This window comes from Kistimonas asteriae, assembly GCF_018263925.1.
GTDB lineage: Bacteria > Pseudomonadota > Gammaproteobacteria > Pseudomonadales > Endozoicomonadaceae > Kistimonas > Kistimonas asteriae.
Window position 1 is genome coordinate 1 of sequence record NZ_JAEVHF010000011.1, and the last position, 25,567, is coordinate 25,567.

Consider the following 25,567-nt stretch of genomic DNA (forward strand, 5'->3'; position numbering starts at 1 on the left):
GTGGTGGAATAAATGGCTCAATATATTCCCATTGGCTATCGGTAATATCTGTAGACATAAGAATTCAAGATCAAATGAGCCTGAATTATAGACGACCATAATTAATCATTTATGAGATGGCTTCTAGTGACGTAGCACCTTCATGCATTCCTGATGAGCAAACCCTCATAGCAACAGAGAGAGAGAAACTCAACATATTCAAAATATAGCTGCCTTTTATAAACAAGAAAATACCGATAATACAACAACCCATTTACTCTGCTGTCCTGGGTGCCACATAAAAAAAGGAACTGAGAAAACAACCTCAAAAAAATTCCAAACACTTGATGAGCTTGCCAGCCATTGTAAACTTTGTGAACGCTACAATATCAACAAAAAATACAAATGCAATTCGTGTCACTTTGCCAGCAACAACCGAAAAGACATAGAGATCCACCAAAAAACATTACAGGAAAATAAACTTTTCGCCTTCAAAAGACCTCATCAAAGTTACGATACTTTACTTAGCCAATAATTGTTGTCAGTTCTTAAAATCTCTGAAGAAATTTTAAGAACTGACCTCACTGACAGCCTCAAAGCTGACGCCAGCTGATCCGGAACAGCAGCGTGTAGACAACAGGTAAAACGATCAATGTCAGGAGTGTTGCGAAGCCCAGACCGAAAATAATCGTCACTGCCATCGATTTGAAAAACGCATCAAAGAGCAGTGGCAGCATGCCCAGCATAGTGGTCAGCGCCGCCATGCACACTGGCCTGACGCGACTCACCGCCGAGTGGAACACAGCTTCATACGCTTCCTTGCCTTGAGAGAGTTCCAGGTTGATCTGATCTACAAGGACAATACCGTTTTTAATCAGCATTCCCGACAGGCTCAGCAAGCCCAGCAGTGCCATGAAGCTGAAGGGTGCATTCAGCAGCAGTAAACCAGACACCACACCAATCAGAGCCAGCGGCACGGTGACCCAGATCGCGATCGGCTGGCGAACAGAGTTGAACAGGAATACCGTGATCAGAAACATGGTCAAGTAACCCAGCGGGAGTGAACCAAACACCGCCGTCTGGGCATCACCTGCACTTTCATGTTCGCCGCCCCACTCCAGGCTATAATCTGGCGGCAGGGGAATGGCCTCGATTTCACCGCGAATTCGTCGGAAGACTGAATCGGCGGTTTCACCACTGGATTCGGCAGGCTCTGCCAACACCGCCAGCATCCGCTTACGGTCACGACGGACAATCAACGGGTTATCCCATTCGCTGTCAAACCGCGATACCACCTGGGTAATAGGCACAAAGGTTGAATATTCTTTACTCCAGACCTGCAGACCGGTCAGGCTGTCGGCGTCCAGCCGTTCCTGTTCTGGCGCACGCGCCATGATGGGCATGAGGTGACTGCCTTCCCGGTACACGCCGACCTGCTTACCGCTGAAATTCACCAACAGCGCGTCATCCAGTGCCTGCTTGGATATACCACTGCGCCGTGCCTGAGCGTCATCCACTATCGGGCGAACGATCAGCGACTGATTACGCCAGGTATGGCGAATGGCATCCGCCGCCGGCTCATTGTTGAGAATTGCAACGGCCTGACTGCCCAACTGGCGCAACACAACCGGGTCTTCACCGTAAAAGCGCGCTTCAATTTTGGCGGCTGGCGCCGGCCCGTTCTCCAGTCGTTTCACCCGGTATTCTGCCTGGGAAAAGTCTGCAGCTAGCAGGGATTCAACCTGGGGAAACAGGTCATCAATGGTTTCCAGATCCCGAGCCGTGATAATCACCTGACCATAACTGGCGTACATCTGCTCCGGTGAGTAGGGCAGAACAAAACGCTGAGCACCTCGTCCCATCACGGTCGTCACTGCCGTGACACCATCCAGCTCCAGCACCCCATCTTCCAGACGAGAAAGCTCGGCTTCCGTTGCCCGGATGTCACTGCCTTCCGGCATCCAGAAATCAACAAAAAACATGGGCGTATTCGAGGGCGGGAAAAACACATTCTTCACCAGTCCCATTCCGGCCACTGCCGCGACCAGCGCAAAACCAGTCAGCGCCAACGTAATGGGACGGTGGCGCATGGCAAGGGTGAGCAGCTGCCGATAGAGGGTAAACACAGCACCTTTATAGAGGTCTTCCTCCCCCTCATTGCCTGCCGTGTTTTCGTTATCTTTAAACAACAGGTTGCAGAAAAAAGGCGTCAGGGTAATCGCTGTAATCCAGCTGATGAACAGGGAGATCAGCAACACCTGGAACAGTGATTTACAGAATTCACCGGTACTGTCCTGGGAGAGACCGATCGGCGCAAAGGCGATGATGGCAATCACCGTGGCACCCAGCAGCGGCCACTGCGTCTGGCTGACCACCTGCTTTGCCGCCTCCAGGCGACTGAGACCACGCTTGATCCCGACGAGTATGCCTTCGGTCACCACGATGGCGTTATCCACCAGCATCCCCAGCGCAATAATCAGGGCGCCCAGTGAGATCATCTGCAAATCAATGGCCAGAATCCGCATCACGATAAAGGTGCCCAGGATGGTGAGGAGCAACACGGCGCCCATCAGTAATCCCGAGCGCAATCCCATGAATACCAGCAACACGACAATCACGATGGCAATGGATTCTGCCAGATTAATCAGGAAGCCATTCACTGATTCCGAAACGACTTTCGGCTGGTTATAGACAGTCGTGATCTCCATGCCGATCGGACGCTGCCCATCCAGCGCCTGCAATTTCGCATCAATCGCTTCGCCGACCTTCACTACATTGACACCACTGGTAAAGGAAATCCCCAGTGATATCGCATCGTCACCATCATTGTGATAGACGACCGAGGGTGTTTCTGTATATGCCTTGCTGACCGTGGCGATATCGCCCAGGTAAACCAGCTTTTCACTCCCTGGCGGGCTGATAATCAGCCGCTCCATCTCCGCGACATTATGAAATTCACCGGTGGGATGAATGCGCACAGAAGCACCGTCCACAAACATGCGGCCAGCATTGGAGACCACATTCTGATTCTGGATCAGTCCGAAGATATAGTCCGGGCTCAGGTTCAGCGCAGCCAATCGCGCCTGGGAAATTTCCACAACCACCTGTTCTGAACGGGTGCCATCCAGCACCACCTTCTTTACACCGGAAATCAGTACCAGTTCACGGCGCAGATAATCGGCATAATTCTCCAGTTCGCGGTAGCTGAAATCTTCACCGGTGATATTGAGGAGAATCCCGAAGACATCCCCATAATCATCCTCCACCTGTGACGGCTGCACACCGGGTGGCAGGCTGGCTTGGGCGTCATTCACCTTACGTCGCAGTTCATCCCATATTTGGGGCAGGTCATGTTTGTCGTATTGATCCCGGATTTCGACGGAAATCTGCGACAGGCCTGCATTGTTAACCGATTCCACATACTTAACCGCCGCCAACTGCTGGATCGCGTCTTCCAGCGGCAGGGTTACCTCTTCTTCCACCTGCTCCGGTGAAGCCCCGGGGTAAGGGGTGATGACCATGGCGGACTTGATGGTGAATTCGGGAAATTCCAGCTGACCAAGGCCCAGAAACGCCATGGAACCGCCCACCAGTAACAGGGCGACAAACATCCAGCTGATCACGGTATGCCGGATACTGTACTCCGCAGTATTCATTACAGTCCCCGCTCCCAGCGCAGTGGTTTGACCGTCATCCCTTCTGTCAGCTGACGGGCACCCGCCACCACCACCTGATCACCGGTTTGAAGGCCGGACAACACCTGGATACCCGCTTCCGTGATACGACCCACCGTGACTTCTACTGCGTTGACCTGTTTGGCTTCCGGGTCATAACGCCAAACCAGTGTGCGGCCGTCACTGTCACTGTTCACAACCGCCTGGGAGGGAATCAGCACATAAGGGATCTGTGATCGCTGGCGAGTGATACGGGCCAGGTCGATGGTAACGGTGGTCGTCATGCCGGGCAGCAGGGTCAGGTCATCCGGTACCGGCATCGTGAACACGACATCATACGTCTGGGTGCCCGGCGTCACCTTGGTGGCATGCTCCTTGTATTGCACCGTGAACTGGCGGCCCGGTGCAGCGGCAAAGCTGGCCTGGGGCTTATAACCCACTTCCACCGTATTGGCATCTACATTCACCACGATGCTCTCCGGCACCTGGATGTGGATATCCACCGTATTGTCACTCTGCAGCAGGAGAATGGTCTGCTTGGCCTGGGTGAACTGGTGGTTTTCCACCTCCAGACGCGCCACACGACCGGCGAAAGGCGCTTTCAGGACGGTATAGGCCAGCTTGTCGCGGGCCAGATCCAGCGCGGCCTTGCTGGATTTCAGCTGGGCGCTGGCCTTGTCGTAATCGGCCTGGGAAATGACTTTTCGTTCGAGTAGGGATTTCTTGCGCTGGAAGTCAATCTGCGCCAGCTCATAGCTGGCCTGGCGGTCCGCCACTTCATTGCGGACATCACGGTCATCCAGCCGCGCCAGCAGCTGACCCTTATCGACGTGCTGACCTTCATTCAGGGGCAATTCCACCAGCTCGCCGGATATGCGGAACGAAATCTCGGCTTCATCACTGGCTGTCACATGACCGGGGAAATGACGCAGTTGCTGGCTGCTGCTATTGGCCACCTCAAAGAGTTTGACCGGACGAATAAGTGCTTCCTGATGCGCCGGTTCCTTCTGGCAACCGGACAGCACGATGATCAGCCCGGTAAAACCCAGGACCAGTAACGGCTTGCCCCACATGCGACGAAATTCCTGCTGTCAATACGTAGTGGCGCAAGCTTACACGATCAACCGGTTGACGTCAGCGTTACCCGGCCCGCTCAACCGGGTTTGTCAGTGGAAGGCGACACGATAGACAGCAAAGCCGTCATCATTCTCATGCAGGAAGGTCATCGCATGGCGGGCATGGGCTTCAACAAAGCGGGAACCCTTAGCCGATGGTGACGTTTCAAACCGAAGATCCAGTGCCGGATTCATGATCGGAGCAAGCCGCCAATTGTGGTCTGCTATCACGCGAACAACGCCCTGTTCGCGGGTTTGCCGCTCAATGTAATCCGCCAGAATGTCGCGATTTTCCTCCGGTGAGGCAAACACGACGGATTCCGCCCCGGTACCGGCGAACTTGCCGCCGTAAGCCCGGTAATTATTCGCTGCGATGAGGAATTGCTGCTCCGGGTCCACAGCCATCCCCTGCCAAGCCAGCGACTGAATGCGCTCCGCTTGCGGGTTAATGAGTCGGCAATGCTCATCATAACGGGCGAGTTGGGTGACATCTATCTGGTAATCAACCCCATCAATCACATCAAAATTATGGTTAGGAAAACGATGATTAATCAGCATCTGTGGCTCACCGCTTGCAGGATCAATCTGGTTAAACTGCCCTGCCGCACATTCCAGCCACTCTTTCAGCGCTGCCCCGGTGATTTTCAAGACCACCAGGCTATTGGGAAACGGGTAGAGATCCACCGCATTACGGAATGACATCTCCCCTTTTTCCACTTCCGTGTAGTTGGCCGGATCACGCTGCCCCCCAGCCTTGAACGGTGCTGATACTGCCAGTATGGGTAAATCCTTCAAGGCCTCGTCATCCTTGAAGACCCGACGCACATAAGCCATCTGCGCCTCATTCACAATCTGGATGCTGGGATCGTCCTGGATAAGGGCCAGATAACTGTAAATTTCAGAACACGCGGTGCCAATGGGACGGCCCACAAAGGTCCGGGTCCCTTCATGGTCTTCAGCCAGCGCAGCCACCAGTTCAGAATCGGCTTCGACCAGTGGTTTATGATCCGGCCCTGCCAGCGGACGGGCTTCCGAATGGCTATCAACAACGTGCCATCGCCCAGAGCGGTTTTCCAGTGTCAGATCAATCACTCCGATATGATTCCCCCAGAAGCCCGGCATCACGGCTGGCACGCCATGAATCGTGCCATGCTCAAGGTCTACACCCGCATCGTTTTCAAACACAGGCCCCGGGAACACCTTATGCGCATGGCCCATCACCATTGCATCAAGGCCCTGAACCTGAGACAGGCCGTTAGCAGCCTGCTCTGCCATAGGTTCATGGGGTTCACTATTGAAGCCGCTGTGACTGAGGGCAATGACAATATCGGCGCCTTCCGCACGCATTTTCGGCACAAGCCTTGTGGCTGTCTCGACAATATCGTGAGCTGTGACCACCCCTTCCAGGTGCTCACGGTCCCAGCGCATGATCTGGGGAGGCAGGAAGCCAATAAAACCCACCTTGAGTGACTGCTGATTACCGGCAGTATCTGCAAAGCGATAAGGTTTTATCAGGTAAGGCGCAAAGGCATGATCGCCAGTGGAAGCATCTAATACATTGGCAGAAATCGATGGAAACTCAGCCCCCTGAAGCGCCTTCCTGAGATAATCCAGTCCATAGTTGAAATCATGGTTGCCGAGATTGGCAACGTCATACCCCAGCCGGTTCATGGCCTTGTAGACGGGATGGACCCAACCACTCTCCATGGCCCGACTGACGGCATAATCCCCCATCGGCGATCCCTGCAGCAGATCCCCATTATCCACCAGCAGACTGTTAGCCACTTCATTACGGGCCTGGCGGATCAGCGTTGCGGCACGCACCAGCCCGTATTGATCCGTGGGACGATCCTTGTAGTAATCGAAATCCATGATATTGACATGAAGATCGGTCGTTTCCAGCACGCGGAGCTGGAGGGTGGCTGCCTGTGCAGTCATCAACAATAATCCAGTTACCAGCAGAATCAGGGATCGCAGCATAACGCTTGCCCCTATTAAGGTATATGTCGAGAAGGCTGCGGGAAACTATAGCAATGACTTGCAACAACGGGATTTCTCATCAACCAGAACGGGGCACAGCTAAAGAGTGAAACAGCAGATTGCGGCCTTCAGGAAAGACAAAGAAAGGCACAGCACTCAACGGCTAGTCGAGGTGCAACCAGGTTGAATCCGACAATTTCTCATCATAGGCTTTCCCCGGGCCACACTTGTTTGAGTAATAGGAATGTTTCGGGTAAAAAGTCTTGTAATACCTGACCGCATGTTCCCTCGCGAGATGCTCCGGCACGCCTACAAGCTGCGCAGCCCGATAATTTCTCTGCACTGCCTGACAATCGGTTTTCTGTTCATTAGATTCCCCCCTGGCATGCATGGATTCATGGGTAAACACATGCATGCTAAACAGCTGTTTACGCGTAATATTTTCGGGATGCTCCAGATACTCCATGAAGTGAGCACACCAGCCATACATGAACACAATCTCACCCGTTATCGGATTGGCATGGCCTGCCAGCCATACGCTATTGTCAAAAATGGCATCAAACGCCGTATTACAGTGCACCACGGCGCGACGCTCGGCCAAAATTGATGCTTTTTCTGACAGAAATTGCTCAAAACGCCATGCCTGGAAAGGAATCCAACCTGCGGCAACGGCCAAGCCAATCATGACTGCAATGTAGCCCAGATCAAAACTGTCATACCCCTTGACCCGGTTTGTGGGCTTTTTGATACCACGCCATGCCAGCCATAAAAAGAAAATTGATAAGGCAATCAAAAACATAGCGGAGTGAGCCTTTTAATTGAACGATACCTTTCTCATCGACACATGAATTATTTAATTTACATCGACTCAATAACACGTAGCAAAGTCCGCTGCAAAAAATCTCAGGATTCAACAGGCATTTATCATTTTGCCCATCCCCAACGATTTGTCTTATTGAACACGCCATCATGTGTATGACTGATGAAGACACATTCATAAGCCTTCATGCCTATCAGAAAAAAGGTGAAAAGAAGAAATAGGATGGCGAAAAATAAAACCAATAGCAGGAAAAACGGGGACAGACAGCGCCGTCCCCGATCGAATTATTGCTGTAGAATCAACGAGATATTATCCGCATACCCATCACTGCTCCCCCAGCTGTCGTCAAACTGGACGGTCACATCAATGGTCTGTGTTGCCGTTGGCACCTGGCCTGAAGCGTCACGATAAACAAAGCCCGTCGCACTGCCACGATCTGATTCCGTCACAGGCCCGATCATCACGCTGCGCTGACCGAAATACCAGTCACTCAAGCCAGACCAGCTACTGCTGTTGATCCGCTTGGGATAGCCGGCATCCGCTTTGTTGAGGGCATGGTCAAACCGGACATACTCGCCTTCCTTGAACAGGTAGGATTTGAACAGGTCTTTCCGGAACGCTGCATCAATATGGCTCGGCCAGACCTGCAGCCCCGGCCAGGTCGTATCCGATATCAGCATCGGATACCCTACATCCACCTTGCCACTGCTGAGGTTGTAGCGGATATATTCAGCACCCTTGAAGAAATAGGCGTTGCCATTGCTCCAGTTGATTGCTGCATCAATATCCCGGGCGCCGCCCTGGAACTTCGCCAGCTCCGGCCATTGCTCGGCGATCTTCATGGGATAACCGTCATCGGCACGATCCGCGTCAATGTCATAACGGATATACTCATCATCCTTGAAGAAATAGGCTTTGCCATTACCCCAGTTGATCACCGCATCGATATCACTGGCACCGCCGGTGAATCGATCCAGCCCTGACCAACCGCCAGAAATACCCGCGGGATAGCCGCTGTCGACACTGTCATTACCTAGATCAAAACGGTAATACTGGTTGCCACGGAAGAAATAGACTTTTCCGTTGTCCCATTTGGTCGCCGCCATACCGGCATCATCATTAAAGCGAACGGTGACGGAGGCCTTGTCATCGTCCTGTGCATAACCGCCCAGCCAGGCAGAGAGGTTGTACGTCGTCGGTTGCAACAGATCCAGATGTGCGACATCAATACGCTGTGTCATGGCAGACTTCTGTTTGGTACCGCCGGCAAAGAAGATCTTTCCTCCATTGGGTACGCTGCCAGCACCAGGGAATCCACCGGGTGCGCCATATTGAATCGGCACAGCACCACCACCTTCCAGCCAGCCGGAGGTAGAACCTTCATAGCCATATTTGGTGTAACCGCGATCATGCTCGGCATTGCCATTAACGATTAATTCTGCACCTATCTGCGCCGGCTGAGCGACCTGGGCACGCAGGACAGAGCGTCCATCCAGCCCCAGGTTTTGCCAGGCCAGTCCCAGGTGATCCAGAATAGAGGGCACCACATCAACCGGTGCCGCATCGGTACGGATACCGTCGGTCAGGTGTGAAACCGCATCGCCACTGGCAATGAACCAGCTGTTCCGATGGTCCGGACGATTCTCGCCATGCTGGCCATTGGCGGTACCACCGTGATCCGGCACGGCAACCACCAGCCAGTCTTCATTCGCATAACCCGGCCGGGATTCCATGGCATTCATAATGTCACCCAGCTGTCGGTCTGCTTTTTCAATCGCATGGCGGTATTCAGGGACATCAATGCTGAAACCATGCTCATGCCCCTTCGCATCAACCATGGAGAAATACTGAAACAGAACATCCACATCCGTATTATTCAGTAGCTCGATGGTCTTGGGGACGGTAGTGTCATCCTCATACTTTCCGTAATACCAGTAGTGGTCTTCATCCGCACCGGTCGGCATTCTCATATGAATACCATCCCAAGACGTCACCCGCGCGGTATGGAGAGCGGGATTCTGCTGTTCAACATGGCTGAACAAGTCAGGAATATTGCCCAGCTTTGACCCCGTAAACGAATTGTTGGTAATGCCATGGCGATCCCGCCAGACACCGTAGAGGACCGTCGCCCAGCAGGGCGCACTCCAGGTTGTGTCTTCCGCCTGCATCGGGCTGAAGAATCCCTGGTTGATCAGCCGATCCAGATTCGGTGTATTGGCCTGCTGCAGGGAATCAGGGCGTAAGCCATCAATACCGATCAGCAAAACCTTTTTCTTTTTCTGAACCGTGACGGCGCTACCGGCATCGGCATTGCTGGCATAGCCGGCTAGCGGTAGTGCAACCGTACTGGCAGCGAGGAGTGAAGTCAGTGTCAGCGCAGGCAGTGACCGCCTGAACCGGAGGTTGGTATTGTCCATTGTGGCTCCCTGAAGTTTTGTTGTTTTTATCCGGCACTGAAGTCCGGACGAGACTTCAGTGTGAGAGCAGGCTGTGACAGTGCCATGAAGCTATTGTGAATGTCCAGCGTCGTACAACCATCCAGTGACATAGCGTATTGGAAGTCCCTGCTACAAGTACTGATTCTCCCCAAAGGCGACATGGTAGACACTGCATCGGTATCACCCTGAATAACCATCAAAACAGCTGAAGACGCATTGACGCTTTCAGGGATGCCATGTTTCCAAACGCACAGGCCGCTCTCACAACAAGTCGGCCTGTACGACAACGACTCGAATCATAACCATGAAGCAATCCACTTTGGCAGGCCCATTATTGGCCGCATCCGCTTTTGTACTGTGGGGGCTGACACCGCTGTACTACCGCCTTGTTCCGGGTGCCGATGTTTATGAAATGCTGGCCCAGCGACTGATATGGTCCGTACCAACGTTGCTACTGGTGATGTTGATCATTGGACGCCATATTAACTGGCGCACGGTACTGGCGGATCGCCGCTCACTGCTGCTCTGCCTGCTGGCTGGCCTGTTCATGTGCCTGTCCTGGTACTGTTTTATCTACGCTATGACCCATGACCAGGTACTCGCTGCCAGCCTGGGATTTTTTATTAATCCACTGTTCTCCATCGCGCTGGGCGTCCTGTTTTTAAATGAACGCCTGAACCGTGCCCAGGCGGCCGCTGTTGTGTTGGGTATCCTGGGTGTTGGCTGGCAGGTCTGGCATTACGGCGAGCTGCCGTGGCTGTCGCTGGGTATGGGCGTTGCGTTTGGCTTCTACGGCATGATCAAGAAGTACATTGCGTTTGATTCGGTGACGTCACTTCTTGTGGAAGCCATGCTTTTGACTCCGTTTGCCCTTGGTTATCTGTTCTGGCGCCTTTACGACGGCAGCAGTGTGTTCTTTGATGCCAGCAGCAATGTTCAGCTGCTGTATATTCTTTCAGCCCCTGTCACCTTGCTGCCTGTGGGGCTGTTCACACTGGCCGTGCGTCGTACCTCGCTGACAGTTGTGGGTCTGATTCAATACATTGAACCCAGCTTGCAGTTCTTCCTGGCCATCGCCCTGTTTGGTGAAGTCTTTGACAGCGTCAAAGCCGTCAGCTTTGGATTTATCTGGACAGGCCTGCTGCTCTGCTGCCTGCAGAGCGCCTATGACCATTACCGCCCAAGAAGTGTCTACTGACAATCAGCAGGGTACCCACATCACTCCGGGTACCCTGTAATTTCGCGGATCTTGCGATAGAGCGGCTGCATCTGCTTATACATTTTCAGATACACATCGTTGTAAAGCCGGTCATACAACAGGGTATTGGCAGGATCCGGCTGGAACACACGACAAGGTCTCGTCATATGCGTGATCGCCGAGCGGTAATCCGGATAGAGCCCGAGTCCTACAGCCGTATTAATGGCAGCCCCAAGACCGGAGGTTTCATACGTGTGAGGACGCTCCACTGGCAGCCCGAAAATATCGGCTGTCAGCTGCATAGCGCCATCACTTTGCGATCCTCCACCGGAAACCACCAGCCGGCCAATAGGATGACCACTGCGTTTCTCCAGGATATCCCGCCCCTCACGAAGCGCGTAGGCCAGCCCCTCGACGATCGCTCGATACACATGGGCACGGGTATGCACATCACCAAAACCAATAATACTGCCCTTGGCCTCCAGGTTCTTGAGACCAGGTGACCAGTAAGGCTGCAACATCAAGCCCATCGCCCCCGGCGGCGCCTCGTCCAGCAGCCCTTCAAATAATTCCTCTGGCACGACACCGCGCTGTTCGGCCTGCTCCAGCTCAGGGTGGCCGAACTGCTGCTTGAACCAGCTCACCATCCAGTAACCGCGATACACCATGAATTCGGCGTTGTAAGCATCAGGTATGGCGGCAGCAAACGGAGGAATCAGAAACTGCGGCTCAACGTATTTGTAGTTGACGGTATTAATGGTCGCCGTCGTCCCATAGCTGAGACACCCCGTACCGGCATCCGCACAACCGGAGCCAATCACCTCACAGGCTTTGTCCGCCGCTGCCGCAATAACGGGCAGACCTTCAGGGATACCCGTGAATTCCGAGGCCGCTTTCGTTACATGTCCCAGCAACTCACCCGGTTTCACCAGTTCCGGCAACTGCTCTCGACGAATCCCTGTACAACGCCATTTCCAGTCCAATGACTTGGCCCACTGCTGACGTTTGTAGTCAAACGGAATGTAGCCCACCTGACACCCGGTAGAATCCTTGAATTCCCCCGTCAGTTTCCAGGTATGCCAACCAGACAGCAGAAGAAATTTATGGGTATTGTTCCAGAGGTCGGACTGATTCTGCGCCAGCCAGCGCGCCTGACATTTGCTGCGGAAATAATCCAGTGTTTCCCTGAGGCCGGTCACGGCGGCAATCAGGTCCCAGCCACCGCCAATCGCCTCGTCGGTGTCCGCTCGTCGCTGATCCAGCCAGAGAATGGCCGGACGCAAGGCTTTTCCCTGCTTATCGACACAAACGACAGTACCCCGCTGTGTCGTCACCGACACCCCACTGACCGCACTCGCCGGAATCTCGGCCTCCCGCCAGAGCTCCCGGCAGGCACGGCCGACAGCCTGCCAGTAATAATCCGGCTCCTGCTCCGCCCAGCCGGGATTCGGTGAAAAATAAGGATTCAGTTCAACCCGCGATTTGCCTACCAGTTCCCCCTGCAGGTCAAACAACAAGGCGCGTACACTCTGGGTACCGTTATCGATAGCCAGCAAGTACTTTTCCTGCGACATCCGGTTACTCCTGCGGCAGCTCTGCAATCGCGACCTGCTCTGTTATTCTTTTTTCGTGCTATCAACGACAAAACCGCAAGGCTTTATGAAGCAATGGAGTACGCTTTGCGCCACAGCGCCTGGTAACGCCCCACCTCCTGAATCCATCGCTCGGCGTCCCAACCTGCTTCTTCCTGCATGATGGCACGGATACGTCGCAGTTCTCCCTGGCCGCCGTTTTCAAGCAGGTTACCGATGCGTGTCCGGCGTAACAGCAAATCATCCAGATGAACCACCTGTTCATGCCGGACGGCCCAACGCAGTTCCCCCCATAAACAGTCGGTATTGGCAACGGGTGTCCATTCCGTATCTTTTATGTCTGCAACCACATGCTCCATCGCAAAACCAAAACGTCCCTCCAGACGACGAAGAATGTTTTCAGAATCACGCTTAAGCCTGGAAACCGTTTGTGTGGCAGCTGATGAGGAGAAAATGGGTGCCTGTGGACTGAAACCATCAGCCCCGGAGATATAGCGGCGAATACTGACCATGACTTCGAGCGCAATAAGGCGGAATGTCGTCAGCTTGCCGCCACAGACAGTAATCAACCCCTGATCATCCCAGATGGCATGCTCACGCTTTTCTTTCGAAGGATCCACATCCTTGCCACTGCTGATCACCGGGCGAACGCCTGTCCAGGTGGAAATCACATCTTCCCTGGCAATCACCGCGCCGGGAAACTGATGGTTAGTCGCTTCCAGCAGGTAAGTGATTTCTTCCTCACTGATTCCCGGTTCCTCATCCAGTGATTCCGGGTAATCCAGATCCGTGGTGCCGATCACTGTGTGACCTTCCCATGGGAAAATAAACACGGGTCGTTTGTCCACAGGATGCATGAAACAACAGACCTGGGCCACCGGCAGACGCCAAGCTGGCACCACCAGATGACTACCGCGCAATGGACGCACGACAGCGGACTGCCCCACCTCTTTACGCAGTGTATCGGTCCAGACGCCTGTCGCATTGACCACCACCCTCGCTTTCAGGGCAACCGTTTCACCGGTCAGCTCATCCACGGCATTGACGCCGGAAACGTGACCATCCTGTTTAAGAAGAGAATCAACACGACAATAGTTCAGGGCCTCGGCACTGGTGTTGTTCAGGGCTTCATACAGAACGCGAAGCACCAGCCGGGCATCATCGACAATGGCATCATGAAAGCAGGTTCCGCCTTTGAGCCCCTCTTCACGAATACCTGGCGTAATCTGAGTACTCAGTTTGTCCGCAGAATAAAAGCGATGGCTGCGTTTTCCGGCCAGCGCACCGTAGACGTTCATCACCGCTGAAAATGCCAGCGGCCCGGGAAATCCACCCTTGTAATGGGTCATGGTGAATTTACTGCGCTCCACCAGCCCCGGTGCTTCATCCAACAGCCTTTCACGCTCACGCACCGAATCATGGGTCAGTTTCAGCTGACCCTGGGCAATGTAGCGCAGGCCACCATGCACCATCTTGGAGGAACGGCTCGACGTCCCCCAGGCAAAATCCTTCTGTTCCAGCAGCAGACAACGCAGACCGCAGCGGGCCGCTTCTCGCAAAATTCCGGCGCCGGTAATACCTCCGCCCACCACAATCAGGTCCCATTCATCGGCTGCCCGCAGTGCAGCCAGTATCTCGCCCCGCGATCCCCCCAGCGGTCCCCGGTTCGCTTCACTCATGTGGCCTGCCTCTTTTGTCAGACTTCTTGGTTATCCGATCATTCGGCAATGATCGATCAGGCTTCCAACAGCGCCCCCGGATTCAGGCGGCCTTCCGGATCAAAGCGTTGACACAGGGTATTGATCGCTGCCATTCCCAACTCGCCCTTTTCAGCGGAAAGATAAGGTGCATGATCTCGCCCCACACCGTGCTGATGACTAATGGTACCGCCATGGGCAACGACCGCCTGGGAGGCTGCACTTTTCAAGTTCCGCCAGTTCGCCACCGTTTCTTCGTAGGTTTCGCCACAGCGGAACAGGTAAGTGGTGTAAATGCTGGAACCCTGTGCATAAAAATGCGACAGATGGGTAAAAACATGCACGTTCTCTCCCTGATCCGCCAGCGCACCACGCAGTGCATCCTCCATGGCGTTCAGGGTGTTGTCCACACGACTCCAGTCCACAGACGTTTCCAGTGTGTCGACGGCATAGCCTTCCTGCCACAGGTTTTCACGCAAATACGGAAAGCGGAAACGACCTTTTTCCCAAATACGACCAATACGGTCGCCAATGGTCATGCCAACACCGTTATAGTGACGCACCAGTCGCCGTATCTGCTGATGTGCTGCACGGTATTGGTCACGGGTGCCTGTAATACCAAACGTCAGCATGCACTTGCCTTCATCAACATTCCTGAAGCGCAGGTATTTTTCGAGCATGGCAATGAGGTCTTCATGTCCCGCCAGCTTCAGCTGGGTAAAGGTTTCCGTGGCATTGGACAACCGGAGCATCGAAAGCGGAATCCGCGACTGAACGGCTGTCTTTGTACAGTTGAAGCCATCTCGCCAGTTAGGGAAATAAACGACAAAGAATTTTTCTTTTTCAGGCGCTGGGCTTACCCGCACCTTCACTTCAGACAGTACCCCCATACGCCCTTCCGAACCCATCACCATTTCGCGAATATCAGGGCCTGCTGAGGAAGCTGGCATGGTAGGGATTTCCAACGTGCCATCAAAGGTTTCCAGACGACCGCCGGCAAACAGCTGTTCGATACGGCCATAACGCAGTGACTGCTGGCCGCTGGAGCGACTGGCGACCCAACCACCGATCGTAGACAGTTCAAAGGATTGCGGGAAATGCCCCAGCGTGTAACCACTGCGGGCCAGCTGTGCTTCCACCATGGGGCCGGGCGTACCGGGACCAAACGTGGCAATCTGGCTTTCAGTATCCAGACTGATCAGGCGGTTCATATGCTCAAGACTTAACGTCAACACCGGTTTATCCAGCGCCGGAGGATTGATATGCCCGGCAACACTGGTGCCGCCACCATAAGGGATGATGACAAAATCCTGCTCACGGGCCAGATCCATTAGCTCTCGGATTTGTTCGGGGGTTTCAGGATAAGCGACACCATCCGGGAAACGATCAAACACCCCGCTTTTCATGGCTACCCAGTCCGGTAAAGACTGCCCACGGGCATGGCGGACACGGTGCTCAACATCCTTACAGATCAGTTCATGATCAGGCAGGCGTGATGCCGGCACCTTGGCACACACCTCGTCCAGGGTCGCCTGCGGCAGGATCCGGCCTTCTCCCAGATTTTCTCTGACAAACTGGCGAGCGCCTTCAGTAATGGTGGGTTTTTCGGTGGTGTCTGTGCCCCAGCTGTTCCAGTAACGCATGGTCTTATTATTCCCCTGGCTGCGCTGATGTTCTGGTTGTTATCGAACCGGCTTCCCCGGTAAGTAGTGGAGAGTGTACTCCTACTGGCATTATCCGTGAAAGGGTCATACCAAGAACAAGCATTGTGAAAATAATCGCAGGGGTTGTCACTATTACTTAATTAACATCTACCAGTCAATATCGGCTACCACACTGCTTTAAGAGTTATAAACAACTGGTAAAATACTGCATAGTACCGATTCTTTAGTATTATTTTTCGCCAGTATTAAAAGGAAACCTTTCCAGAGCACTAACTCATTCAAGCATTATGCACGTGAACATTTGGCCATTTTATTTCGAAAACTGTTGAATCTGACACGTCTAATTCATCTAAATCAGATTCTGCACCAAGCATAGGCTTTTCAATTTCAGCACCTGCAGCCAATATTTCTGGCAATTGCTTCTCAACCTTTCGTCTCTCTTGTTCTTTTTTATCTAAAGGCTGAACAGCAAACGCTAAATTAAGGTGCAAACTATTTGCATGACGTTTTATTCTATCAAACCCATAGCTAACAATACGGCTAGCTCTCATATCCATACAAATTTCAAGATAGCGTTTTTCAACTCCAACTCTTTCTTTATCTGTAAGAGGAAGGTAGCTAAAATTATTTGATACAATTGCGGCTTTATCCATAAAACTCTTAAAATTAATTTCCCCCAACATTGGCACTTTAATAGGAGGTATACCACATTCAACAACCTGCGGTATTATTTTAAACTCTCTAACGGCCAAATCAAAGGTTGTACCTGACCCGTAAAACAAGTCATCCATTAATTTCTGACACCCTCCCTCAACCGGATACAATTGAGGCTTTGCAAAATTAAATATGAGAGACATATTTGGCAATAGTATATGAACAACAAAAAGAAAAGGTGGATTTTCCATACTCAACCACCGACAAGAATAGCTATTTTTGCAAGAAGTCACTTTCACAGTTTCTCCATACCATTTTAATGCTGCCAATGGATTGAGCAAGTTTCCTCTCTTTCCACCTAGCTTATTTCTAAAAAGCTCAACCCCTACTAACGGCATGATGGATATTTCTGCATCGACCTTTTCCACATTACCCTTTGCTATATAATCTTCAGGTCTAGTTTTCAGTTTAGTTTTTACCGCCTCATCTTCCTTAGAAAAATCCAAGTCATAGCATGATTCCTGATAGTTTCCTCCACGCGCAAGCTCTGGATTAGCTATTAAAAATTTTCGTATATTGTCATACGCTGGCTGTTGATACCTGTCTTGAATAAATACACTCTGCCACCCATATTCTTTACTCATCGAAGACGCTGCTGGCTGAGACCTTTGTAGTGGCGAAGATATATCCTCATCATCTATTACTATCAAAGGAGCTGCTACTGCCCCCTCAGACTGAGTCAGTTCTTCAGAAGCTAAAGTCCCTTCAGAGATAGTGGATTCTGCAAGAAATCGTTGCCCTTCCCCCCCGCTGCTAATTTCAGAGTCAACATTGCTTGCGCTTGGCAGAGCCGCAATAAACCCTTCAGAATCCAGCCAATGATCATCATCAGACTGAGAGCTTTCCTTCCTAGTATGGGGTACCGAAGAATCAAGCTCCTTATCTGAACCGAAACGGGATTCTACGCTCACAAACGATTCACTACTTGAGGATTTATCTTTATCCCTACTGTCAGCCCTTACTGCTTGTGTTACTGAACTCTTACTTGACGATGTAGCCTGCTGCGTGCTCAAAGGCATAAGAACCGCTTCATCCTCCTCAATCGGAGAGATATCCTTGCCTGATACCTCCTCTCCCAATGCAGGCACCATAGTACTTTCTTCCTTCCTGTCATCCCCAGGATCCGATTGAGATCGAATCCTAGACTGACTGGCATCATGAGACGTAAAACGCGGAACCTCAGGCTTTCCAGCAGCTCCAGAGAATTGCCCATCAGCCCCCATCACCTCATACCGGTCCGTATCCGTTCCGTACTGACATACGGGATCCCGCACATCAGACGACTTCGATGAGACGTCATCTTCTCCCTGTAAATCGCAACAACAAGGAGAACAGACACTAATAAAGAAAGACCTGATATTACTGCAGAGTGTGCATATGCCATCAACGATGTACCTGACCGCATCCTTTACCGGCGTAATAACATAGTGACAAAAAAACCCTTCCTTGCTCCCATTATCAACATCATGCGCTTCATATTGAGAGGCTCTAACATCACATAAGCTATCGAAGGCAACTGGGTGAGCCATATATTTCTCCATTAACCCTTGAGTGGAATAAGGTTTAAATACCTTATTATTTGATGCTTGTACCCAAGAAAAAGTTCCAACATCCCTCCCTTCAAGCCCGAATTCAGAAAAGATAAATTTATTTAATAAAATCAAATAATTACAGAAATACGTGCTACTCTTTTTCGCTCATTGGATTTTTACTTACCGGGCAGCGTGTTCTATATCTAGCGAAAAGAGGCTTCGAAGCCTAGAATAAGCGGTTTTTTTAAAGGCAGGGCGTTCGCCGTTTGGCAGATTCGTCAGCGAAAAATGCACCTGCCAATGCCTGAGACGACACGGTAACACAAGCGGATGCGTAAAAAGCTATACATCAAAACCCATGGTTGCCAAATGAACGAGTACGATTCCGCCCGCATGGCGGACCTGCTCGGCGAAACCCATGAGCTTGAGCTGACCGACAGCCCGGATGACGCCGATGTTCTGCTGGTGAACACCTGCTCGGTTCGGGAAAAGGCTCAGGAAAAACTGTTCCACCAGCTCGGCCGCTGGAGACACCTGAAAGAGAAGAACCCGAAACTGGTCATCGGTGTCGGTGGCTGTGTCGCCAGTCAGGAAGGGGACGCCATCCGTCGTCGTGCCCCGTATGTTGACGTGATCTTCGGGCCGCAGACCTTGCACCGTCTGCCGGAAATGATTGACGCCAGCAAAACCACCCGCAAGGCAGTGGTCGATGTCACCTTTCCGGAAATCGAGAAATTTGACCGTCTGCCTGAGCCCAGCGTCAACGGCCCGACTGCTTTCGTTTCCGTCATGGAAGGCTGCAGCAAGTACTGCACTTTCTGCATCGTCCCTTATACCCGTGGCGATGAGGTCAGCCGGCCCTTTGATGACGTGATTGCCGAATGTGTCTCCCTGGCCGAACAGGGCGTTCGTGAAATCAACCTGCTGGGGCAGAACGTCAACGCCTATCGGGGCGAGAAGCACGATGGCACGGTCGCCGATCTGGCTGAACTGATCACCTATGTCGCCGCCATCAACGGCATTGGCCGGATCCGTTTCACCACCTCGCATCCTGTAGAATTCTCAGAAAGCCTGATTCAGGTTTACGCGGATGTGCCTGAGCTGGTCAGCCACCTGCACCTACCGGTACAAAGCGGCTCTGATCGCATCCTGGCCCTGATGAAGCGCGGTCATATGGCGCTGGAATACAAGTCCAAGATTCGCAAGCTGCGTAAAATTCGCCCAGACCTGAGTATGTCGTCCGACTTTATTATCGGTTTCCCCGGCGAAACCGATCGCGACTTCCAGGACACCATGAACCTGATCGCTGACGTCAATTTCGATGCTTCGTTCAGCTTCATCTACAGCAAGCGACCAGGTACGCCGGCGTCTGACATGCCTGACGATGTGCCGACTGAAGTGAAGAAGCAGCGTCTGCAAATCCTTCAGGATCGCATCAATCAACAAACTATGCAGATCAGCCGTCGCCTAGTGGACACCACCCAGCGTATTCTGGTCACTGACTTTTCCAAGAAAGATCCGGGACAGTTGCAGGGACGAACCGAGTGTAACCGGGTGGTCAACTTCCAGTGCACCGATCCACGATTGATCGGTCGCTTTGCCGATGCGCTGATCCTGGAAGCATTTCCGCACAGCCTGCGGGGCGAGCTGGTTTCTTCTGAGCTAGATGAAGCACACGTCGCATAAACACGACAGGGTAACCATTAACACAATGGTTACCCTTCCCAGAAGGATATTTTCGGTAAAATCGTTGGCAAGCGATTTTTTTTTAGACGCGAAATGAGACTTCACCAGCGCGGGTAACCTGCTCGCAATACCAGGGTTAGCCAGCACCACACTTCTCAGTCTAATGATACATAGCAGCTGCAAGGGCGCTGCACCAGATAACAGTTTTACGATGCCTTCATTGCCAAGATCAACAGCTGTATCCTTTGGCGTTTTGCCATAGATATTCTTACCTTTGAGCAACACTGGCCTACGTAGCAAAAGAGCAACTGCAATCTCTTGATGGTCATTCCTCACAGCATGGTGCAAATAGTTATTTTGATCATTATCAACCAAGTCGAGCTGTAGACATTGGCAATTTAGCAGCTGGTATATCAGCTTAATCTGATCCTGCCCTAATGCATTATGAAAAGCAGTAAAACCCTCTCCATCCTTACAATTAACCTCTACATTCCTACGCAACAAGTAATGGGTTATACGGGAAGCTCCCGATTCGGCAGCCACATGCAGTAAAGAAACATTCATTCCATTTTTATATTCAACATCCAAACCAGAAAACAACATCAATATAAACAAATCATTTCTATCCTGGCGAACAACATGAAAGACAGGTGTATCATAATGAAAATCTTCGCTAACAATCGATAAATCACTCTCCTCAACAAAGTACTTTACTATCAACCACTCTCCTCGACGCGCCGCAATATGCATAAAACTCTCTCCCCAAGGGTTCAGCACATCCTTACCCTTAAATTTATTCTTATTAAGAATAAATTCAGCAACTGCACCAAACTCAAGAAGATAAAATAGCTCATCAATATATTCACTATAACTTTCTGACTTAAACTCAAACACTGCAGAAGTATAAATGCATGGTATTGACTGGAGTAAGGATAGATTTATGTTACGACACTTCCTTTTCACCAATTGCTTTTCAGATTGACTTGACAGCTTCTCAACTGCTTGCTCATCAAGCATATACTTTATTTTTCCTGACGGATTTACAACCGCTTTCCCCTTAAAGAAGCACAAGTCCACGAGTTTAACACCAGATACGTGCTCTGAATCACAGAGTGCTGAATTAACCACATAGCGGACGCTCATACTCTAAAATCACCGGCAAAGCTAATACAGACAAAACTGCATCAATAAAGTTCGATAACTGAGTAGCTGTTGATTATTCACTCAAAGAACTTGGCTCTACACAATCTTTGTGCAGAGCCAAAAATCACAGAGTGTTAAGCCCTCTATTGATTCACTACCAGTAAATCCCCCGTAACAACGCAGCAAAGGCCACCTGCTCTGAGGAAATAGCGGCGTTTTTCCCTTTATCAGCCTCTTTATTACCTCGGGCGGCCGGTGAATCCGGAAACATCTTGAAACCGGTATTCATGATGATCTCACTGGCCCTTGAAGTCAGCGCATCTTGAATGACCCACCTGGGCATCGGGCTCGCCTGAAAGCCAGACTGACAACCGAACCAATCCAGTAGGCACATACAATCGCAGCACAATGGCAAGCCAACACCTGAATGCGATCAACCCAGCGAATCAGACAACCTGATAGTGTGATCAGCCCGGCTGCCCAGTTTATCAAGCAGGCGGCGATTCTCAGAGACACAAGCCAGCATCCCCCTGCTCCCTGTATAAGTGGCCCAGCCTGTCGGCTGACAACATGGCGGACAGAACGGCATCCACCGAAACAGGAAAGGGCATATTGTGAATGGTCTCGCCCTTCGCACAGGTGGCTTCAGCCACAGGCATAAGGGACTCTGCCGAGACATCCTCCACCCCCAGATCCCCAAGCGTGACAGGCAAGCCAACGGATTGGCAAAAAGCCAGCACCTCCCGAATCTCAGCCAACGGTGCATTCTCAAGCAGCAGTTGTGCTAGGGTGCCAAACGCCACTTTTTCACCATGGTAGTGAGCATGACACGCATCCAGACAGGTCAGCCCGTTATGGATCGCATGGGCAGCTGCCAGTCCACCGGACTCAAAGCCCACCCCACTGAGAAACGTATTGGCTTCCACAATATTTTCAACTGCCGCGGAAACAGTATTGTCAGTCACAGCCAGACGCGCCTTCAGGCCATCCGCCAGTAGTGTTTGATAACACAATTCCGCCAATGCATAGGCTGACTGACTGGTCGCACCTCCCGCGTTGGTAGTACGCCCCGCCCGGTAACAGGCCCGTGCTTCAAAGAATGTCGCTAAGGCATCCCCCATACCGGCCACCAGCAGCCGCTCTGGTGCATTGGCAATAATGCGGGTATCAACCAGCACCAGATCCGGGTTACGGGGAAAAAACAGGTATTCGCTGAAAACACCTTCCTCGGTATAGAGGACCGAGACCGCACTGGTGGGTGCATCGGTTGAGGCGATCGTCGGCACAACCACAACGGGAATCCGGCAGTAATAGGCAATGGCCTTGGCGGTATCAATCGCCTTGCCACCGCCAATACCAATCAGAACATCGGCTCCCGAGGCCTCGCAGATTGTCTGCAATCGCTCAATTTCTGACCGGCAACACTCGCGGTTGAACTGCTCCAATCGAATTCCCTGCGGATACTCACGCAGGCTTTCCACAACGGTGTTTTCGACCTTCTTCATGACCGATGGACTGGCTATCGCCACTGGCCGCTGCCCCAGAACATTGACGTGTTCACCCAGAAAGGACAAAACACCTTCACCCTGCACATATTTAGCAGGCGCAATGATCACTCGTTTCATCAGGATTCACCGATAGGTGCAGTTAATGTTGTGATATAACAAAGCATGGTTCGCATCACAGCCATTAAAGCAGACTCTATCGTCACTGCTGCTTAGTGTTCCGCCTGGGTGTATCCCTAGAAGATTTACAGGGGAAGACGGTCACCGTAAATACCATCGTTTTATGCTACTGGACTATGATCAGCCTTCGGAAATATTAAGGTTCATCACTTTCAACCACAGATCGACATTCACTGGTGGATTATCTTCATATTCAAGAATGCGTACCGTGCAACAGAAAAAATAACTGAGCCCTTCCAATGATTTGGCAGGGCCCATAACAACAGGATGTTAAGTCCCTATTGATTCACTACCAGTAAATCCCCCGCAACAACGCAGCAAAGGCCACCTGCTCTGAGGAAATAGCGGCGTTTTTCCCTTTATCAGCCTCTTTATTACCTCGGGCGGCCGGTGAATCCGGAAACATCTTGAAACCGGTATTCATGATGATCTCACTGGCCCTGGGAGTCAGCGCATTCACGACCTGGGCAAAGATCCCCAGACGCGTGGCAATCCGCTTGGGCTTGTTGATCATGGCGTCGAGCACCATATCCGCTGCTTCATCCGGCGTCAGGGTCGGTACCGAGTCATAGATCTTGGTTGGCCCGATCATCGGGGTTTTCACCAGCGGCATGTTGATGGTGGTGAACTTGACATTACGGTCAGAGAACTCCGCAGCGGCACAGCGGGAAAAGGCGTCCAGCGCCGCTTTTGAGGCGACATAAGCTGAGAACCGGGGCGCATTGGTCAGCACGCCGATGGACGAAATATTAATAATATGCCCGCGACGTTTTTCCAGCATGGCCGGCGAAAAGCCCATAATCAGCTTCAGTGCACCAAAATAGTTCAGCTGCATGGTTCGCTCAAAATCGTGGAACCGATCGAACGACAACGCAATGGAACGCCGGATTGAACGTCCCGCGTTGTTGACCAGGATATCGACGTGTCCATGATCAGCCAACACTGTGCCAACCAGTGTTTCACAGTCTTCCGGCACACTGATATCACAACGATAAATATGGGCTTCACCACCAAATTGGCCGATTTCGTACTGGGTTTCTTCCAGTTTCTCCGGGGTACGTGCGACCAGAATCAGTTTGGCGCCGCTTTCTGCCAATTTCAGAGCCGTCGCCTTACCGATACCTGATGTTGCCCCGGTAATCACAATGGTCTTACCCTGAACGGCACCCTTGATGGTTCGATCCACTGACAATTCCGGATCCAGCTTGCGCTCCCAGAAATCCCAGATGGCCGGTGCATAATCCCTCAATCTTGGACATTCGATGCCCGAGCCTTTCAATGCCCGTTCGGTTTCCCGGCAGTCAAATTTGGTCGGGTAATTCACAAAGCTCATGACGGTCGGCGGAATGCCGAGATCTTCCAGCAATGCATCGCGAATACGCTGGATGGGCGGCAATCGGGTAATACCATCCCGGATCATCTTGGGGATAAACCCGAACATGCGAGAATCAATGCGCATGGCCATCCTGGGGGCATGCCCGGCTTCGGCAAAGGTATTCATGACTTCACCAACCTTGGACGGATCCGGATCCACCAGGTGGAAGCACTGACCATCCAGTCCCGGCTGGCTGGCAATATGCGCCATGGCATTGACCACAAAATCCACCGGGACGATATTCATCCGACCGCCTTCTATACCGATGGTCGGCATCCACTGAGGCAGTGACTGACGCAGTTTCTGTAAGAGTTTGAAGAAATAATACGGACCGTCGACCTTGTCCATTTCTCCCGTTTGGGAGTGGCCAATGACCATGCCGGGACGGTAAACACGCCAGGGTACCTTACAGTCGTCACGCACCACTTTTTCTGCCAGATGCTTGGTGCGCAGATAAGGATGGTCGAGATGCTCGGCCTCTTCGAACATATCTTCACGGAAGGTGCCGCGGTACAGGCCGGCGGCGGCAATGGAACTGACATGGTGGAAACAACCCGCTGACAGGGCTTCAGCACAGGCAACCGCCCCCCGAGTGCCTTCGATATTGGCCTGCTCCTGACTTTCGGCATCCGCCTTCATGTCGTAGATGGCAGCCAGGTGGAAAAAATGGTCAATGGAACCATTGAGGCTCTTTAGCGTGTCCTTATCAACACCCAGGCAGGGAGCGGTCAAATCACCAATAACACCCACCAAACGGGTTTCATCTACGCCATACCGTTCACGCAGTGCCACCAGCTTATCCATGGAGTTTTCACGCACCAGGACATGCACTGTCCCGCCCTGCTCGAGTAACCGTGCAACCAGGAAACGGCCGATGAAACCGGTACCACCGGTAACAAAATAACGCATCAATGGTCCTTCCTTATCATTGTTATTGTTATTGTGAAAAAATTTCACACTGTCAGGTCGTGGAAAACCTTTCATTATTCTCAGGGCGTCATGCCATTGCGCTGTTTGGACGCAAACTGCCTGAGCCTCTATGGTTGGCCTATCACATTCCATGCCAACCGCAGCCTTCCCCCCTCGGCGAACATTTTATAACGAATACAGATTTAAAATTTAAGAGTTCACGGTTTTTGTTATAGTAGCGACCGACGGGTATTCGGCGTATCAGACTGAATCCAGAAACATTTTCATCAATAACGCCGTTTTATCAGGAGCCAGTGCGTCACTACCGCCCTCACGCTTTCCATGATGGGCTAACCGGTATATCCT

At 51.9% G+C, this 25,567-nt stretch carries 16 protein-coding genes; 2 read left to right on the forward strand and 14 right to left on the reverse strand.

Annotated features, from left to right (window positions below):
• Positions 1 to 572 precede the first annotated feature (572 nt).
• The 6 genes from KHS78_RS13010 to KHS78_RS13035 form a co-directional block, all read right to left on the reverse strand.
• Positions 573 to 3,635, reverse strand: a complete 3,063-nt coding sequence (locus KHS78_RS13010) for an efflux RND transporter permease subunit (protein ID WP_211828906.1) — start codon at positions 3,633 to 3,635, stop codon at positions 573 to 575.
• The gene (locus KHS78_RS13015; RefSeq protein WP_211828907.1) at positions 3,635 to 4,726 is read right to left on the reverse strand and encodes an efflux RND transporter periplasmic adaptor subunit; all 1,092 of its coding nucleotides are present in this window, start codon (positions 4,724 to 4,726) and stop codon (positions 3,635 to 3,637) included. Before KHS78_RS13015 ends, KHS78_RS13010 begins: the two co-directional genes overlap by 1 nt.
• Before the next feature lie 93 nt (positions 4,727 to 4,819).
• Positions 4,820 to 6,748 (reverse strand): bifunctional 2',3'-cyclic-nucleotide 2'-phosphodiesterase/3'-nucleotidase, encoded by a 1,929-nt coding sequence (locus KHS78_RS13020; protein ID WP_211828908.1) that lies wholly within the window; start codon positions 6,746 to 6,748, stop codon positions 4,820 to 4,822.
• A 163-nt stretch (positions 6,749 to 6,911) separates the two neighbouring features.
• Complete coding sequence (locus KHS78_RS13025; protein ID WP_211828909.1) at positions 6,912 to 7,547, reverse strand: hypothetical protein; 636 nt, start codon at positions 7,545 to 7,547, stop codon at positions 6,912 to 6,914.
• A gap of 305 nt (positions 7,548 to 7,852) precedes the next feature.
• Positions 7,853 to 9,985 (reverse strand): hemopexin repeat-containing protein, encoded by a 2,133-nt coding sequence (locus tag KHS78_RS13030; protein ID WP_211828910.1) that lies wholly within the window; start codon positions 9,983 to 9,985, stop codon positions 7,853 to 7,855.
• A gap of 26 nt (positions 9,986 to 10,011) precedes the next feature.
• Positions 10,012 to 10,203, reverse strand: coding sequence for a hypothetical protein (locus KHS78_RS13035; protein WP_211828911.1), 192 nt, complete (start codon positions 10,201 to 10,203; stop codon positions 10,012 to 10,014).
• Between the two features lie 107 nt (positions 10,204 to 10,310).
• Here KHS78_RS13035 and rarD point away from each other — a divergent pair, with 107 nt between their 5' ends.
• Positions 10,311 to 11,204 (forward strand): EamA family transporter RarD, encoded by an 894-nt coding sequence (rarD, locus tag KHS78_RS13040; RefSeq protein WP_211828912.1) that lies wholly within the window; start codon positions 10,311 to 10,313, stop codon positions 11,202 to 11,204.
• A 20-nt stretch (positions 11,205 to 11,224) separates the two neighbouring features.
• Here the strand turns inward: rarD and KHS78_RS13045 are convergent, their stop codons facing one another.
• From KHS78_RS13045 to KHS78_RS13060, 4 genes are all read right to left on the reverse strand, one after another.
• Positions 11,225 to 12,778: an FGGY-family carbohydrate kinase gene (locus KHS78_RS13045; RefSeq protein WP_211828913.1), complete on the reverse strand. Its 1,554-nt coding sequence runs from the start codon at positions 12,776 to 12,778 to the stop codon at positions 11,225 to 11,227.
• Between the two features lie 83 nt (positions 12,779 to 12,861).
• A complete protein-coding gene (locus KHS78_RS13050; RefSeq protein WP_211828914.1) occupies positions 12,862 to 14,475 on the reverse strand; it encodes a glycerol-3-phosphate dehydrogenase/oxidase in 1,614 nt (537 codons plus the stop codon).
• Between the two features lie 56 nt (positions 14,476 to 14,531).
• The gene (locus KHS78_RS13055; protein ID WP_211828915.1) at positions 14,532 to 16,136 is read right to left on the reverse strand and encodes an FAD-binding oxidoreductase; all 1,605 of its coding nucleotides are present in this window, start codon (positions 16,134 to 16,136) and stop codon (positions 14,532 to 14,534) included.
• Between the two features lie 299 nt (positions 16,137 to 16,435).
• Positions 16,436 to 18,535 carry an EDR2 domain-containing protein gene (locus KHS78_RS13060; protein WP_211828916.1) on the reverse strand — a complete coding sequence of 700 codons (2,100 nt, stop codon included), beginning with the start codon at positions 18,533 to 18,535 and terminating at the stop codon, positions 16,436 to 16,438.
• Between the two features lie 198 nt (positions 18,536 to 18,733).
• On the opposite strand from KHS78_RS13060, the gene miaB reads away from it, so the two are divergent.
• Positions 18,734 to 20,089, forward strand: coding sequence for a tRNA (N6-isopentenyl adenosine(37)-C2)-methylthiotransferase MiaB (miaB, locus tag KHS78_RS13065; RefSeq protein ID WP_211828917.1), 1,356 nt, complete (start codon positions 18,734 to 18,736; stop codon positions 20,087 to 20,089).
• On the opposite strand, the gene KHS78_RS13070 is transcribed toward miaB, so the two are convergent.
• From KHS78_RS13070 to KHS78_RS13085, 4 genes are all read right to left on the reverse strand, one after another.
• Entirely contained in the window at positions 20,066 to 21,106 is a 1,041-nt protein-coding gene (locus KHS78_RS13070; protein WP_211828918.1) for an ankyrin repeat domain-containing protein, read from the reverse strand. The two genes, miaB and KHS78_RS13070, sit on opposite strands and share 24 nt — an antisense overlap.
• Before the next feature lie 280 nt (positions 21,107 to 21,386).
• The gene (locus KHS78_RS13075; RefSeq protein WP_211828919.1) at positions 21,387 to 21,575 is read right to left on the reverse strand and encodes a hypothetical protein; all 189 of its coding nucleotides are present in this window, start codon (positions 21,573 to 21,575) and stop codon (positions 21,387 to 21,389) included.
• Between the two features lie 163 nt (positions 21,576 to 21,738).
• Positions 21,739 to 22,857 (reverse strand): glycerol dehydrogenase, encoded by a 1,119-nt coding sequence (locus KHS78_RS13080; RefSeq protein WP_211828920.1) that lies wholly within the window; start codon positions 22,855 to 22,857, stop codon positions 21,739 to 21,741.
• A 349-nt stretch (positions 22,858 to 23,206) separates the two neighbouring features.
• A complete protein-coding gene (locus KHS78_RS13085) occupies positions 23,207 to 25,201 on the reverse strand; it encodes an SDR family oxidoreductase (protein ID WP_211828921.1) in 1,995 nt (664 codons plus the stop codon).
• Positions 25,202 to 25,567 lie beyond the last annotated feature (366 nt).